Source organism: Stenotrophomonas beteli, assembly GCF_001431665.1.
In the GTDB taxonomy this organism is placed as follows: domain Bacteria; phylum Pseudomonadota; class Gammaproteobacteria; order Xanthomonadales; family Xanthomonadaceae; genus Stenotrophomonas; species Stenotrophomonas beteli.
Map to the genome: position 1 here is coordinate 90898 of NZ_LLXV01000014.1, position 14904 is coordinate 105801.

At 68.6% G+C, this 14904-nt stretch carries 12 protein-coding genes; 3 read left to right on the forward strand and 9 right to left on the reverse strand.

Features of this window, described 5'->3' with window-relative positions; genetic code table 11:
• Window positions 1-184: 184 nt before the first annotated feature.
• From ARC23_RS02070 to ARC23_RS02080, 3 genes are all read left to right on the forward strand, one after another.
• The gene (locus ARC23_RS02070) at window positions 185-3541 is read left to right on the forward strand and encodes a S8 family serine peptidase (RefSeq protein WP_057495692.1); all 3357 of its coding nucleotides are present in this window, start codon (window positions 185-187) and stop codon (window positions 3539-3541) included.
• 108 nt (window positions 3542-3649) lie between these two features.
• On the forward strand, window positions 3650-4876 hold the full coding sequence (locus tag ARC23_RS21280) for a YadA-like family protein (RefSeq protein WP_275044120.1): 1227 nt from the start codon (window positions 3650-3652) through the stop codon (window positions 4874-4876).
• A 152-nt stretch (window positions 4877-5028) separates the two neighbouring features.
• Window positions 5029-6603 carry an alpha/beta fold hydrolase gene (locus tag ARC23_RS02080; protein ID WP_057495694.1) on the forward strand — a complete coding sequence of 525 codons (1575 nt, stop codon included), beginning with the start codon at window positions 5029-5031 and terminating at the stop codon, window positions 6601-6603.
• A 247-nt stretch (window positions 6604-6850) separates the two neighbouring features.
• Here ARC23_RS02080 and ARC23_RS02085 read toward each other — a convergent pair whose 3' ends face one another.
• The 9 genes from ARC23_RS02085 to ARC23_RS02125 all read right to left on the reverse strand — a co-directional run bounded on the left by ARC23_RS02085 (window position 6851) and on the right by ARC23_RS02125 (window position 14876).
• The gene (locus ARC23_RS02085) at window positions 6851-7384 is read right to left on the reverse strand and encodes a lipocalin family protein (protein ID WP_057495695.1); all 534 of its coding nucleotides are present in this window, start codon (window positions 7382-7384) and stop codon (window positions 6851-6853) included.
• Between the two features lie 8 nt (window positions 7385-7392).
• Window positions 7393-8466, reverse strand: coding sequence for an SAM-dependent methyltransferase (locus ARC23_RS02090; protein ID WP_057495696.1), 1074 nt, complete (start codon window positions 8464-8466; stop codon window positions 7393-7395).
• Window positions 8463-9248, reverse strand: a complete 786-nt coding sequence (locus ARC23_RS02095; RefSeq protein ID WP_057495697.1) for a DUF1295 domain-containing protein — start codon at window positions 9246-9248, stop codon at window positions 8463-8465. Before ARC23_RS02095 ends, ARC23_RS02090 begins: the two co-directional genes overlap by 4 nt.
• Window positions 9245-9793: a DUF2878 domain-containing protein gene (locus ARC23_RS02100; protein WP_057495698.1), complete on the reverse strand. Its 549-nt coding sequence runs from the start codon at window positions 9791-9793 to the stop codon at window positions 9245-9247. The genes ARC23_RS02095 and ARC23_RS02100 overlap by 4 nt, the downstream gene beginning before the upstream one ends.
• 1 nt (window position 9794) lies before the next feature.
• On the reverse strand, window positions 9795-11054 hold the full coding sequence (locus tag ARC23_RS02105) for an SAM-dependent methyltransferase (RefSeq protein WP_057495699.1): 1260 nt from the start codon (window positions 11052-11054) through the stop codon (window positions 9795-9797).
• A complete protein-coding gene (locus ARC23_RS02110; RefSeq protein WP_057495700.1) occupies window positions 11051-11818 on the reverse strand; it encodes a DUF1365 domain-containing protein in 768 nt (255 codons plus the stop codon). The genes ARC23_RS02105 and ARC23_RS02110 overlap by 4 nt, the downstream gene beginning before the upstream one ends.
• Window positions 11815-13092, reverse strand: coding sequence for an NAD(P)/FAD-dependent oxidoreductase (locus tag ARC23_RS02115; RefSeq protein WP_057495701.1), 1278 nt, complete (start codon window positions 13090-13092; stop codon window positions 11815-11817). The genes ARC23_RS02110 and ARC23_RS02115 overlap by 4 nt, the downstream gene beginning before the upstream one ends.
• A gap of 1 nt (window position 13093) precedes the next feature.
• Window positions 13094-14038 (reverse strand): acyl-CoA desaturase, encoded by a 945-nt coding sequence (locus ARC23_RS02120; protein ID WP_057495702.1) that lies wholly within the window; start codon window positions 14036-14038, stop codon window positions 13094-13096.
• A gap of 70 nt (window positions 14039-14108) precedes the next feature.
• Complete coding sequence (locus tag ARC23_RS02125) at window positions 14109-14876, reverse strand: hypothetical protein (protein WP_057495703.1); 768 nt, start codon at window positions 14874-14876, stop codon at window positions 14109-14111.
• Between the last annotated feature and the right edge of the window lie 28 nt (window positions 14877-14904).

Sequence of the window (14904 nt, forward strand, 5' to 3'; positions counted from 1 at the left end):
GCCGTCGCAACGCAAAAACTGTGCGACACGTCAAATTTTAGGGTAGTGTCGGGGTCGCTGCCGGGGACGCAGCGAGGTGTGCAGCGTTGGGGACGACGCGCGGCACCAGCAATTGAAGCACCAGACACCACAGCGCCGGCGCTGCGCCGGCGTGCATCTCGGGCTTTCATTGAAGGGGTATTCGATGCGCAATGCATGGATCAAACGAAGCAAATGGGTCGCGTTGACACTGGTCGCCGGTGCCGCTCTGGCGGCCGCCACCGTCGGCGTGCGGAGTACCGCCACCCCGTCGAAAACCGGCAATCCCTCGGTCGACGCGCGCGCCGGCAACCCTGCCGGTCCGGCCGCCACCGGCCCCGGCAGCAGCCTGGGCGAACTGTCCAACCGCTACATCGTGGTCTACCGCGAGGAACCGCTGGCCACCTACAAGGGTGACATCCAGGGCCTGGCCGCGCCGGAACGCCTGCGGCCCTCGGCCAGTGCCGCACGCGCCGCGGCGGCCACCGGCAATACGCCCACCCCGCGCATCGCGGTGCAGGGCGCACGCTCGCGCGACTACGTGCGCTTCCTGGCCGGTCGCCAGGCGCAGCACGAAGCGCGCATCAACGCGGCGCTTGGCCGCAGCGTGCGTGTGGAGCGCCGGATGCAGCACGCGATCAACGCCTCGGTGCTGCAGATGAATCCGCAGGAAGCCGAGCAGGTGCGCCAGCTGCCTGAAGTGGAGCTGGTGGAGGAGTACAAGGAGTACGAGCAGGACACCGATGTCGGTCCGGGCCTGATCGGTGCCACCGCGCTGTGGAACGCCACTCCGACGCCGTATCGCGGCGAGGGCATCGTCGTCGGCGTCATCGACTCGGGCATCAATTTCGGCAGCCCGGCCTTCACCGCCCGCGCTGAAGATGGCTACGAGCACGTCAATCCGCTGGGGGCAGGCACCTATCTGGGCACCTGTGCCCCCGGCGGTGTCGATGAGGGGCGCTGCAACAGCAAACTGATCGGCGGCTACGATTTTGTCTGCACCGCACCGGGCAACCAGTGCGGCGTGGCCGATGTGCGTGAGGAACCTGGATTCGGCGATACCAACGGCCATGGCAGCCATACCGCGTCGACCGCGGCCGGCAACCCGCACACCGCATCCTACCGTGGCAACCAGATCCACATTTCCGGTGTCGCCCCGCGCGCCAACCTGATTGCCTACGACGCCTGCTACACCGAGGTGTCCAGCGGCCGTGGCCTGTGCCCCAACACCTCGACACTGGCGGCCGTGAACCAGGCGCTGGCCGACGGTGTGGTCGATGTCATCAATTACTCCATTGCCGGCGGCACCGCACCGTGGGGTGAAGCGGTGTCGCTGGCCTTCCTCAATGCGTCCGATGCAGGCATCTATGTGGCGACCTCGGCCGGCAACTCCGGCCCGGGCCCGAATACCCTGGGGCATCTGGAGCCGTGGACCGGCAGCACCGCCGCTGCCACCCATGGGCGCGGCGATATCGAGCTGTACGCTGCGGTGAGCGGGCCCGGCGTGGTGCCGCCGGCGCTGAGTGTCATCCTGCTGACCGAAGGCTCCGGTGGCGTGCCGTTCACCACGCCGATTGCCGCCAGCACGCCGCTGCGGGTCAGTGCCGGCATCGACACCACCAATGATGGCTGCGCCGCATTCCCGGCCAACTCCTTCCAGGGCGCGATTGCGGTGGTCCGGCGTGGCACATGCAACTTCAGCGAAAAGGTCAACAATGCGGCCGGTGCCGGGGCCATCGCGGTGCTGATCGCCAACAACCAGCCCACGCCGATCCTGCCCAACGTGGCTGGCGCCACCATCCCGGCCTTTGCCATCGACCAGGCCGACGCCAACGCGCTGCGCACGTTTGCCAACAGCGTCGGCAATGCCGCCACCGGTGGTATCGCGTATCCGGCCACGAAGGTGAGCAACACTCCGGACGTGCTGGGTGATTTCAGCTCGCGCGGCCCGGCCGGCATATTCGACCTGGTCAAGCCGGACGTGACCGCGCCCGGCGTGCGCGTGCTGGCGGTGGTGGCCGGTACCAGCGTGACCGGCTCGGAGAATGCGGTGGGCCTGATGGACGGCACCTCGATGGCATCACCGCATCATGCCGGTGCGGCCGCGCTGCTGCGCCAGGCCCGACCGGACTGGACCGTGCAGGAAGCGCGTTCGGCGCTGATGATGACGGCGCGCCAGGAGGTGCTGAAGGAGGACGGTGTCACCCCGGCCGATGCGTTCGCCATGGGCGCCGGTCGCATCCAGGTGGATCAGGCACTACGCGCCGGGCTGGTACTGAACGAGACCAAGGCCAACTTCCTGGCCGCCAACCCCGCCACCGGCGGTGATGTGGCTTCGCTCAACATTGCCAGCATGGGCAAGCGCAAATGCCCGGACAGCTGCAGCTTCACCCGCGTGTTCCGCAACGTGTTGCCGACCCGGCAGACCTGGACGGCGAAGGTCACCGGCCTGACCGCCGTGGTGTCGCCGTCGGTGTTCACTCTGGCGCCGGGCGAAAGCAAGGCGGTGCGGGTGATTGTCACTACGGGCGCGGTGCCCAACGATGGCAGCTGGCGCTTCGCACGCCTGACCTTGGCACCGCAGGGCGGTGACACCAGCCAGCCGTTGCTGCGCCTGCCGATCGCCGTTTCGGTGCCGCCGCCGCAGATCGCCGCCACGCCGCCGACCAGTTCGCTGACCCTGCCGGCCGGCGGCAGTGGCTCGGTCAACCTGCAGATCACCAACACCGGCGGGTCGCCGCTGGAATGGCAGATCGACAACTCCGGGGTCGGTACCCGCACGCTGGTTGCGCAGGCGCCGAACAACGCCAATGGGCGCCGTTCCACGCGTTTCACCGATGCCGCCACGGTCGGTGCGCGCGCGCAGCTGTCCGCCGACGATTTCACCCTCGGCGAGACCACCGGCATTACCCGCATCGTGGCCGATGGCTTCGTCAACGGCGGCTCGCTGGCCACGTCGACCAACCTCAACTGGTCGATTTTCCGTGACGTCGGCGGCAATCCGGAAGGCAATCCGGAATCGAGCCCGCAACTGGCGGTCTGGTCGCACACCGCTACCGTCGGCAGCGCGGGCGTGAGCACGTCTGCCACCCTGGCCAGCATCAACCTGGATATGGCCGCAGCCGGGCAGAACGTCAGCCTGCCTGCGGGCCGCTACTGGCTGGTGGTATCGGTGCGGGCACCGCTGGCCACCAGCTGGTTCTGGTTCAACGCCACCAGCGGCGACAGTGTGTACCGCGGCGCGATCATCAATCCCGATGGCAGCGGGGCCTGGTCGGCCATCGCCGGTGCGCCGGGCCTGGCCTACGGACTGGGCGGCAGCAACGCCTGCGGCGCCGGCTGGATCGGCACGCCCTCGCGCGCGCTTGGCCGCATCGTGGCCGGTGCCAGCCAGACCACGCAGGTGCAGATCAACGCCGGTGGACTGGCGCCGGGCAACTACTCCGGCTTCGTCTGCGTGGGCAGCAATGACCCGGCCACGCCGAAGACCGCCGTTCGTGTTGCGTTGACCGTCACACCGTAAGGCGCGCGCAGCATACGGGCCGGTCCTGCAGGGGCCGGCCCGTTCTCCAGTGTTTCCGGCCGTCGCCGGAAACCTTCCTTGATGGATCTCGGGGGTACCGTGAAGACGATGCACAAGCACATCCTTGCCGTGGCACTGGCCATGGCAACCGCGCCGGCGTGGGCCGGTGACACCTGCCAGCTGGACGATGGGTTCGGCGGCGTTTCCACCAGTGGTGCGACCGCCGGCGGCGCCGCATCCACGGCCTGTGGCAGTGGCGCCGCTGCCAGTGGCGATCTGTCCGCTGCCGTCGGTACCGGCGCCAGCGCCAGCGGCACCGGCAGCACCGCCATCGGTGCGGCCAGTAGTGCCTCGGGCGACCAGAGCGCTGCGGTTGGCGTGGGCGCCTCCGCGTCCGGCGCCAACAGCGCGGCGATCGGTGACAGCAGCACCGCCAGTGGCGATTTCAGCAGCGCCAGCGGCTCCGGCAGTTCCGCGACCGGTTCGTTCGCCACGGCGTCCGGTGCCGGCAGTACCGCCAGCGGCGAGAACAGCACCGCGCTGGGCAGCCTGTCCGAAGCCAGTGGCACCAACAGCAGCGCACTGGGCAACGGTGCCGTGGCCTCGGCCAACGACAGCGTGGCACTCGGCAACGGCTCGGTCGCCGATCGTGCCAACGCCGTGTCGATCGGCAGTGCCGGCAACGAACGTCAATTGACCCATGTGGCCGCCGCCACCCAGGGCACCGATGCGGTCAATCTCAACCAGATGAATGCCGCCAGTGCCAGTACGCTGTCGTCGGCGAACGGATATGCCGACACCCGGGCCGCCGCCGCCGTCACCACTGCCAATGCCTACACCGACGCCAGCAGTGCAGCGACGCTGTCCTCGGCCAACGGCTACACCGACACCCGCGCCGCTGCCGCCGTCACCACGGCCAACGCCTACACCGATGCCAGCAGCGCCGCCACGCTGTCCTCGGCCAATGGCTACACCGATACCAAATCGGCGCAGGCGGTCACCACGGCCAACGCCTACACCGATCAGCGCCTGGCCCAGTTCGCGGTGGACAACAACGGCCTGCGCCAGGAAATGGAGCGCCGGCTGCGCCACCAGGATCAGCGTATTGATCGCATGGGCGCGATGAGTTCGGCGATGTTGAACATGGCCATCAATGCGGCAGGCTCGCAGAGTCCGCGCGGCCGCATTGCGGTGGGTGCCGGCTTCCAGGGCGGTGAGCAGGCGCTGTCGATCGGGTACGGCAAGCGCATTGGCGAGCGTGCCTCGTTCTCGCTGGGTGGGGCTTTCAGCAATGGCGAGAAGTCCGCGGGCATGGGCTTCGGCGTCGACCTGTAGCTGCGCGACGCTGGCAGGGGGCTGAGGCCCCCTGTTCAGCAGTGAGCGCCCGGCAACATGCCGGCAACGGCATGTTGCGTCGCAAGGTGCCAGCCACCATTCGCACTGGTACGGTCCAGCCCGTTGCCTACCAACGACGGGGAGAGACGACGATGCGCAAGACGGTGCTGCTGTTGATCCTGCTGACGGGCCTGGCCCCCTCCGCCTGGGCGGCCACGGTCAAGACCACCCATACCACCATCACCAGCTGGGACGGAACGCCGCTGGGCGCCTTCGTCATCGAACCACAGGACGCAGGCAGCGGACGGCTCCCGCTGCTGGTGATGCCCAGCAGCTGGGCGGTGCCCAGCGCCGAGTACGTGGGCGTGGCGCAATCCCTGGCCGGGCGCGGCTACATCGTCATCAGCTACAGCTCGCGTGGCTTCTGGGAGTCGGGCGGTACCATCGACATCGCTGGCCCGGCCACGGTGGAAGATGTCAGTGCGCTGATCGATTGGGCGCTGGACCACACGCGGGCCGACCCGGCGCGCATCGGCGTCTCGGGCATCTCCTACGGCGCCGGCACCAGTCTGCTGGCGGCCGCGCGTGATCCGCGGATCAAGGTGGTTGCCGCCCTGAGCGGCTGGGCCGACCTGGAGGCCTCGCTGTACAGCAACCACACCCCCAGCGCGCAGGGCATCGCCTTGCTGGTGGCGGCCGGGCTGGCCACCGGGCGTCCGGGTGCCGAGCTGGCCACCATCAACCGCAACGTGCTGCTGGGCAACTTCCAGGGCGCGGTCGATTCGCTGTTGCCGGTCGCGGCCCAGCGCAGCCCGGCCAGCAGCGTGGATGAGATCAACGCCAACCGGCCGGCGGTGTTCCTCGCCAATGCCTTCAATGACAGCCTGTTCCCGCCCGGCCAGCTGGTGGACTTCTTCAACCGGCTGCAAGGGCCCAAGCAACTGCAGCTGCGCCACGGCGATCATGCGCTCAACGAGCTGCTCGGTGCGCTGGGTATTCCCAATGAAGTCTATGAGCAGGCCGGCGACTGGTTCGATCACTACCTCAAGGGCGTGGACAACGGCATCAATCGCCAGGCCGCAGTGCAGCTGAAGTCACAGAGGGGTCTCTGGCGCCGATATCCCGACTGGCAGGCCACCGGCAACGGCGCCGCCCGCTACGCGCTCACCGCACCCGGTGGCCTGCTGCTGCCCACCGGCGGCCTGGCCGGGAACGGCCACAGCAACGGCTGGAGCTATCGCATCGGCAGCGGCCTGTTGACCGCTGCCGACTCCGGCGTCGCGATGGCATCGGGCGCCCTGCAGATGATCAACCTGCCACCGGGGGCCTACATTCCGTTCGTGGGCCGCACGGCGGCCGGTGTCTGGCAGGGCCCGGTGCAGTGGAGCGCACGCCGGCTCGACGGCACGCCCGAGCTGCGGGTCACCGTGACGCCCAGCCGCGCCAATACAACGCTGTATGCCTACCTGTACGCCGAAGACGTGCTCGGCAATGGCCAGCTGATCAGCCACAAGCCCTACACGCTGCGCGGTGCAACGCCGGGCCAGGCGCAGACGCTGGACCTGCGCCTGGAGGCCAGCAGCTGGGACCTGCCGGCCGGCAGCCGGTTGACGCTGGTGATCGACACGGTGGATCTGCGCTACGCCGGCATCAGCCAGCTGGGCGGGACGGTGACCTTCAGTTCGCCGGCCGCTTCGCCTTCGGTGCTGAAGGTGCCGCTGCACTGAGGTGCAACGGCGGGCACCGATACCGGTGCCCGGCCGACGTGCACGCCCGGAAGGCCTGCATGCCACGGCTCAAAGCGGCTGTGGCAGCAGGGTCCGGATCACCTCGTGCTGCTTGCACAGCGTGGCCCGTTGCACGAAACGGTGGATGATCGACGCGGCGCACCTTGCGCTGGTTGTCCATGTCCAGCAGCGGGGCGACCTGTCCCGCACCGCCACGTGCGGGCAAAGCACGCGCGTCGCCTGCCGGTTACCGGATCGATTGCGGCACGCGCCGCAGCCTGCGGACGTCGTAGCCCATCTGCGCGATCCGCTGCACGGCCTGCTGGTAGTCCTGCTCGGACACCTTCGGCGTGCGCGCCATGTACCAGACGTAGTCGCGCTTGCTACGGGCTACGATCGTCTGGCTGTAGTCATCGTCCAGCCAGGCAATGATGTATTCGGCCTGGATGGGCCAGACGAACTGCATGCCCCAGACCGCGCCCTGGCCATCCTTCTCCACGCGCCCCAGCGGGTGCATCGAGCGCTGCGGGGCGGCAAAGCTGCCCTTGCGGTAGGTGAAGGTGGTCTGGATGCGCCCGTCCGCTCGCAGCGCGTAGCTCTCGACCGCATCGTAAGCCTCGCGCTCCGGCCACGAGGGAATGTGCGCGATCACGTACCAGTCGCCCATGAAGCGTGGCACATCCACCGAGGGTGGGCGTGGCAGCGGGCGGGTGTCCTGGGCACTGCAGCCGGTGCCGAACAGGCCCACGGCCAGCAAAGGAAGCAGGGAGAGCAGGCGCATGGGTCACCTCAGCGGGGGCGGAACAGATAGTGAGCCACCAGCCATTGCTGGCCGCCGTCATAGCCGAACAACTCGGCACAGGCCATCCAGAACATCCGCCAGCGCTGCCACCAGATCCGGGCGGCGGCCTCGCCGTAGGTGGCCACCAGCACCGGCATCACCCGCTCGCGTGCGGCATCCTGGTTGGCCAGCCAATGCTCGGCGGTGCGCTGGTAATGGGTGCCATCGAGCAGCCAGCGCTGCTCCAGCCGGAGGTCGCGCTGGAAATGCAGCAGGGTATCGGCCGCCGGCATCAGGCCGCCGGTGAAGAAGTGGCGGCCCATCCAGTTGTCGCCGCCGTCGGTCTCGAACGGGTACATCAGGGTGCGGTGCGCGAAGATGTGAACGAACAGCGCGCCATCGGCCTTCAGCCAGCGGCCGATGCGCTGCAGCAGCTGCGGGTAGTTGCGCACATGCTCGAACATCTCCACCGAGACGCAGCGGTCGAATCCAGCATCGGGCAGCGCCAGCTGGTTGACATCGCAGGTGATCACCTCGACGTTGCCCAGCCCACGTGCAGTGCACTGTGCCAGGATGTGCGCTCGCTGGCTGTGCGAGTTGGATACTGCGGTGATCCGCGCATTCGGATAGCGCTCGGCCATCCACAGCGTCAGCGAGCCCCAGCCACAGCCGAGCTCCAGGATCTGCTGGCCATCGGCCAGTGCAGCACGCTCGCCGTACAGCGCCAGCATCGCCTCTTCGGCCTGGTCCAGGGTCTCCTGGCCGCTGGCGTAATAGCAGCTGCTGTACTTCAGGCGTTTGCCCAGGCAGGCCTGGAAGAAGGCGGCCGGTACCTCGTAGTGCTGGCGATTGGCGGCGTCGGTATGCAGCGCTACCGCGCTGCCGGCCAGTTCGGCAATGCGCTGCCGGAAGCGCGCGGACTGCGCCTCGATGCCGCCGCGCGCTTCGTCATGCAGGCGCTGCGCGCACAGGCGGCGGATACCCGCGCGCAGGGCCGCATCGGGTACCAGGCCGCGCTCGGCCCAGGCGATCAGGCCGGTCTCTTTCCCGTCGCTGGCGGGCAATGAAGCGGTGGCGGTCATTTCTGGGGCTCCTGGGAACGGTGGGGAAACCATGGGAAGAACATCGGTGTACTGCGCTGGTAGTCGCGGTAGTCGTCGCCGCGGCTGCGCAGGGCCTGCTTCTCGGTGAACGGGATGCCGCTCAGGTAGCGCAGGAACACGTACATCAGCAGGGGCCCGGACCAGGCCAGCCACCACAGCGGGGAGCCGACCGCCAACAGCACGTAGCTGAACCAGTGCAGCCATTCAAAGAAGTAGTTGGGATGGCGCGAGTACCGCCACAGGCCGGCGCGACAGGTCCGTCCCTGGTTGGCCGGATCGGCGCGGAAGCGCGCCAGCTGGCGGTCGGCCAGTGCCTCACCGCCCACACTCAGCAGCCACACGCCTCCGGCGGCCAGCAGCCAGGGCGACAGGCCCGGGCGCGGATTGGCGGCAGCGGCAGCAAAGGGCAGGGCGAACACGGCCACCAGCACCGCCTGCGCCATGAAGAAGCCGAAGATCCGCCGTTGATCGCCCTGCCAGTGCTCACGCAGATAACGATACCGCCCGTCCTCGCTTTCGCTGCGCACGCGACGCCACAGATGCAGCGCGAGCCGGCTGCCCCACAGGCCGCCGAGCACAGCCAGCGTTGCACGGGGCGCGAGCGCGCCGTCGCCCAGTACTGCCAGCAGCAGGGCCGATGCACCCACGCCTTTGGCCCACAGCACATCGACCACGCCGATGTTGCGGTGGCGACGCTGCCAGGCCCAGCCCCAGCACATGATCAGTGCCGCGTACAGCAGCACCCACAGCAGCGCGCTCATGGCGACACCCCCGCAAGCGGTGGCCGCGGCGTCGCGGGCGACCAGCGCCGGGCGGCAAGGCACAGCACGGACAGGGCGATGCTCCAGCCTGCGCCGAGCAGCAGCACGCCGTGCCAGGCCGGCGCCATGAACTGCACGGCACCGAAGCCCCGCGCGGCGGAAAGATAGGCCAGCGGTGCGAGCAGCAGGCCGAACAGGAACGGCAGCGCAGCGTGGCGCTGCAGGAAGCGCATCGACGAGGTGAGCGTCATGGCGAACGCCGCCCACAGCGACAGGATCCACGGCGGCGGCGCCCAGCCCAGCGGTGCTGCGGCATAGCGCACGGTGCCGCTGGCGGCGGCGCTGGCATCCACCAGCCAGGCGCATGCCATCGCAAGCAGGATCAACCGCAGGTCCAGGCGGACATGCGGAGAGCTCGACAGCTGGCTGCCGACATACAGGGCTGCACCCAGCAGCGCGGGCCACTGCCAGCCGCGGCCGGCGCCGGCCACGGCGCACAGCCAGACCAGTTGGTTGCCGACCAGGTTGACCCAGGCCCGGCGCATCTCAGCCTTCCCGCCCTGGCGCCAGGCTGCACCGGTGACCCGGCCGCGCCATCAGCAGGTGCGAGACCCCGATCGAGCGCTCCAGGAAGCCCCCCTCGCAATACGCAAGGTAGAACTCCCACAGGCGGCAGAACCGCTCATCGAACCCCTGCGCCTGCACCGCCGCCCGCTGGGCCAGGAAGCGGCGGCGCCAGGCCCGCAGGGTCAGCGCGTAGGAATGGCCGAAGTCGCGCTGGGCGATCAGCTGCAGATCGCTGGCGCGGGTCTTGGCAGCCATGATCGCGTTGATCGAAGGAATGAAGCTGCCTGGAAATACGTAACGCTTGATGTAGTCCACGCTGCGCCGCGCCTGTTCGTACCGATGGTCCTCGATGGTGATCGCCTGCAGCAGCGCCAGGCCATCAGGCTTCAGCAGCCGCTGCAGAGTGGCCATGTAGGTGTCCAGATACTCAGCGCCGATGGCCTCGATCATTTCAATGGACACCAGCTTGTCGAACTGCCCGTCCAGGTCACGGTAGTCCTGCATCAACAGCGTGATGCGGTCCTGCAGGCCGGCGGCGTGCACACGCTGTGTGGCCAGCGCATGCTGCTCGGCGGAAAGCGTGGTGGTGGTGACATGGCAGCCATGATGGCGGGCGGCGTGCAGGGCGAAACCGCCCCAGCCGGTGCCGATCTCGATCACCCGGTCTTCGGGGCCCAGTTGCAGCTGCTGGCAGACCTGCTCCAGCTTGCGCAGCGAGGCGGCCTCAAGCGACTCGGTTTCACTGGCGAACAGGGCGGAGGAGTACATCAGGTCCGGCGACAGGAACAGGCTGAAGAAATCATTGCCCAGGTCGTAGTGCGCTGCGATGTTGCGGCGGCTTCCCTCGCGGCTGTTGCGGCGCAACCGGCCCCACCCGCGAAGCAGCCAACCGCCGATACGGGCCGGGCCGTGCTCCATGCCGTCCAGCAGGTCGCGGTTGCGCACCAGCAGCTGCACCAGCCCGACCAGGTCATCGCACTGCCATTCGCCCAGGATGTAGCTCTCGCCGGCGCCGACGCTGCCCTGCGCCGCCACTCTACGGAAGAAGGCCGGATCGTCGATGTGCAGCGTGACGCGCAGCGCGGCGTCCGTTTCTCCCAGCCTTACCTCGCCCAGGGCATCGCGTACGCACAGGCATCCACCGCGCATCGGGGCCAGCTGTGCCAGCAGCCGCCGGCGCAGGAAGGTATCCAGGGCGCCAGGCCGGGGCAGCGCCACGGAAGGGGTCACGTCGTTCATCGGGGCTTCTCGGCAAGGGAAGGGTGGTCATGCACGGGGTTGCGTTTGAACCACAGGCGCAGCGCATGCCAGTGGATGGCTGCCACCACCTGCACGGTCATCAGCGGATAACAGGCCAGTACGCGTGCCAGGCCGCGTCCGTCCAACGGACGGCGCCGCAGGGTCTGGGTGGCGTCGAACTGGCGCGCGCCGTGCTGCAGCACCTGCATGTGCACGCGCAGATCCTGCCCGGGCATGCTGAAGCGCCAGTCATAACGGCAGTCCATTGCCATGAACGGCGAGACATGGAAGCACTTGTCGAACTGCCAGCGCAGCGAGGCGCCTTCGCGGGTGGCCGCCGCCGCCGGCAGGACGTAGGCGTGGCGCTCCTTCCACGGAGTGTTGGTGATCTCGGCAACGATGCACTCCAGCGTGCTGCCGTCAGCGGCATAGCAGTAGTAGAAGCTGACCGGGTTGAACACATGCCCGCCATAGCGCAGATGGGTCAGCAGGCGCACCGGCCCGGCCGGGCGATGGCCGAGGGCGGCTGCGGCATGATCACGAACGGCATCGGCCAAGGGCCTGGCCGCATCGCCGAAGTAGTCGCTGCGGCGGAACTCGGCCAGGTTGCGGCGGTTCACGGACCACAACCAGCGGCCGGCGAACACCGAATCCAGCTCGTCCAGATCGAGCAGCAGCTGCGCGATCGGGTAGCGGAACTGATGGGGGTGCGGCTGGTGCCTGCGATGCAGCACATGGCCGAAGTAGAGGGCGCTGGCGCTCACGCGGCCACCCCGCCCGGCAGCGGCACCAGCCGTTGCTGCATCTGAGCGCGCAGCGCATCGACCACCTGCCGCGCACTGCGGATGCCGTCCTCGTGGAAGCCCCAGCCCCAGTAGGCCCCTGCGAACCACGTATGGCGCCGTCCCTGCAGTTCGGCCCAGCGCTGCTGCGCACGCACTGCGGCGTGGTCGTGTACCGGGTGGGCATAGTGCAGGGTGCGCAGCACCTTGTCTGGATCGATGGCCTGGCTGCGGTTGAGCGTGACCACCAGCGGCGTGCGACCCGGCAGGCCCTGCAGCAGGTTCATGCAATAGCTGACCGTGCAAGGCGCTGCAGGGTCGCGCGGCACGTGCGCGTTCCAGGCCGCCCAGGCCTTGCGGTTGCGCGGCAGCAACGCAGCGTCGGTATGCAGCACCACTTCGTTGGCCTGGTAGCGGATGGCGCCCAGCACCTCGCGCTCGGCGGCGTCCGCATCGCCCAGCAGCGCCAGCGCCTGATCGCTGTGGCAGGCCAGGATCACCTCATCGAAGCCCTCCACGCCCGCTGCGCTGCGCACGCGCACGCCGTGCGGCATGCGCTCGATGGAATGCACCGGGCAATGCAGCCGCTCATGCACCCGCCAGCGCCGGCGCAGTGCATCGACATAGCGCGCAGAGCCCCCGCTGACCACCCGCCACGGCGAGCGTCCGCGGATCTGCAGCATCTGGTGATTGGCCATGAACTGGGCCAGGTAGCGGGCAGGGAACGCTTCTACGGTGGCGCTGGGCGAGGACCACAAGGCCGATGCCATCGGCAGCAGGTGCTCTTCGACGAAGGCGCTGCCGTAGCGCTGGCTGCGCAGGTACTGCCCCAGCGTCGGCCCCTCCGGTTCGGACAGCAATCGTGGCGCATCACGATAGAACCGCCGCAGGTCGGAGAGCATGCCCCAGAAGCGTGGCGAGACCAGGTTGCGGCGCTGGCAGAACAGGCCATCGAGCGAGGTGGCGTTGTATTCCACTCCGCTGCGCTCGCTGTGCATCGAAAAGCTCATGGTGGTGGGCTGCGAGGCCACCCCCAGCTCGTCGAACAGGGCCGTCAGCAGCGGGTAATGCAGTGGGTTGAAGACGATGAAGCCGGTGTCCACGGCCAGGCGACGGCCTTCAACCTCCACCTCATGGGTGTGGGTATGGCCGCCCAGATGGTCGCCTGCCTCGAACAGCGTGACCTCGTGCTCTCCGTCCAGCCACCAGGCACTGGCCAGCCCTGCGATGCCCGATCCGACAATGGCGATGCGCATGTCAGTACCTCGCCCTGGCCAGCACCCAGCCCGGGATCGGCTTGAGCCCTTTCACCAGGCCCAGCAGCGCCATCACGCGCAGGCCGTACCAGGTCAGGTCGACCTCCCACCAGCGGAACCCCTGGCGCACCGTGCCGGGGAAGAAATGATGGTTGTTGTGCCAGCCTTCGCCAAAGGTCAGCAATGCCAGCCAGAGATTGTTGCGGCTGTCGTCACGGGTATCGAAACGACGGCGGCCGAAGCGATGTGCCAGTGAGTTGATGGTGACGGTGGCGTGGAACAGCACCACCGTTGAGATGAAGAAGCCCCACACCAGCAGCTGCGGCCCATCGGTGTGCAATGCCGGCGCCCACCGTTGCAACGCCGCCCCGGCGGCATAGAGCGCGGCAGCGAGCAGCACCGGCACCGCGGTATCGAAGCGGTCCAGCCAACGCAGCTCCGGGAAGACCGCCAGATCCGGTATCCGCGACAGATCGGTAGCGAAGGCATCACGGGTCAGGAACCAACCCATGTGGCTGCGCCAGAAGCCTCCCTGGCGCGGTGAATGCGGATCCAGAGGCTGGTCGGCATGGCGGTGGTGATGACGATGATGCGCGGCCCACCATAGCGGACCGCGCTGCACGCTGGCGGCACCGATGGCCGCGAACACGAACTGCACCGCCCGCGAGGCCTGGAAGGTGCGGTGGGAGAAATAGCGGTGATAGAACGCCGTGATGGCAAACATGCGCACCGCGTACAGCGCAGCAGCGACGATGACGGCCGTCCACGAGATGCCGACCCAGATCACCGCCAGGCAGGCCAGGTGCATCAGCGCGAAGGGGACCGCGCGCAGCCAGTCGATGCGCTCGCCGCGCTCGCTCACGGCGTCCGGTGCACTGCCGGTGTCGAACCATCGTTGCAGCGTGCGCAGCAGGCGACGGCGGGGAGGGGACTCGACAGCGGCCATCATGCGATCCGGGTTGGCGTATGCATCCTCTACGCAGGATCGAGGCATCTGGATGCAGAGGATGTGGAGTTCACTTCCTCGTAACGGCGCAGGCGGCGACCAGGGGCTGCGCCCATGCGCGCCGCCACAGCGCTTCGTCGCGCGGCTCGGGTGCGGTGGCAAAGCGCACCACGACCTGCGGATAGCGGCCCTGTGCGTCGCGCAGATTGCTGGTGCCGCGGAACTCCAGCAGGCGTCGATCGGTATCGGCATAGGTCAGTGTCAGGCGTGGCGCGACGCCTCCGTACCAGGCATCCAGGCCCACCTCGATGGACTGCGCGGCGATGCCCTGCCAGCGCACAGCGCCGCGGTGGACAACCTTGACCGGAAAGAAGCGTTGCCGGCCCGGTACGAGGAAGGGCATGCGCACGACCTCACCGCGCATCAATGCCTGCCAATGCAGGCGGACCGCGGCGTCGAAACCAGCATCGATCACCGCGCCGTCGGGCAGCGCGAGCTCGCCGGTGCGCGTCGTGGCGGACTGCGATTCCTTCCACAGTACCCGCACCTCGCGGCCATCGAGGCGCACGGCCGCCTCCTGGCCGCTGCGCCGGTCCTGCAGCTGATAGCCGCGGGCCTGCACCTGGCGGCTGGGGGGCAGCCGCTTGCGGGCGAACGGAGTGCCCTCCGGGCAGAGATACTCGACCCAGCGTTCGGCGCCGTCTTCGCTGCTTTGCATCCAGTGCACCTCCCGATAGGCTGGCGTGCCATCGGCGAGGCTGGCCGCTCCCTCGGTCCGCAGCATCGGGGCGGACCAGGCCGCCTGGGGCAGGCACAGCAGGAGCCAGGGGATACGCATGGGCTTGCTTCCGGTGGGGGGTGCAGAG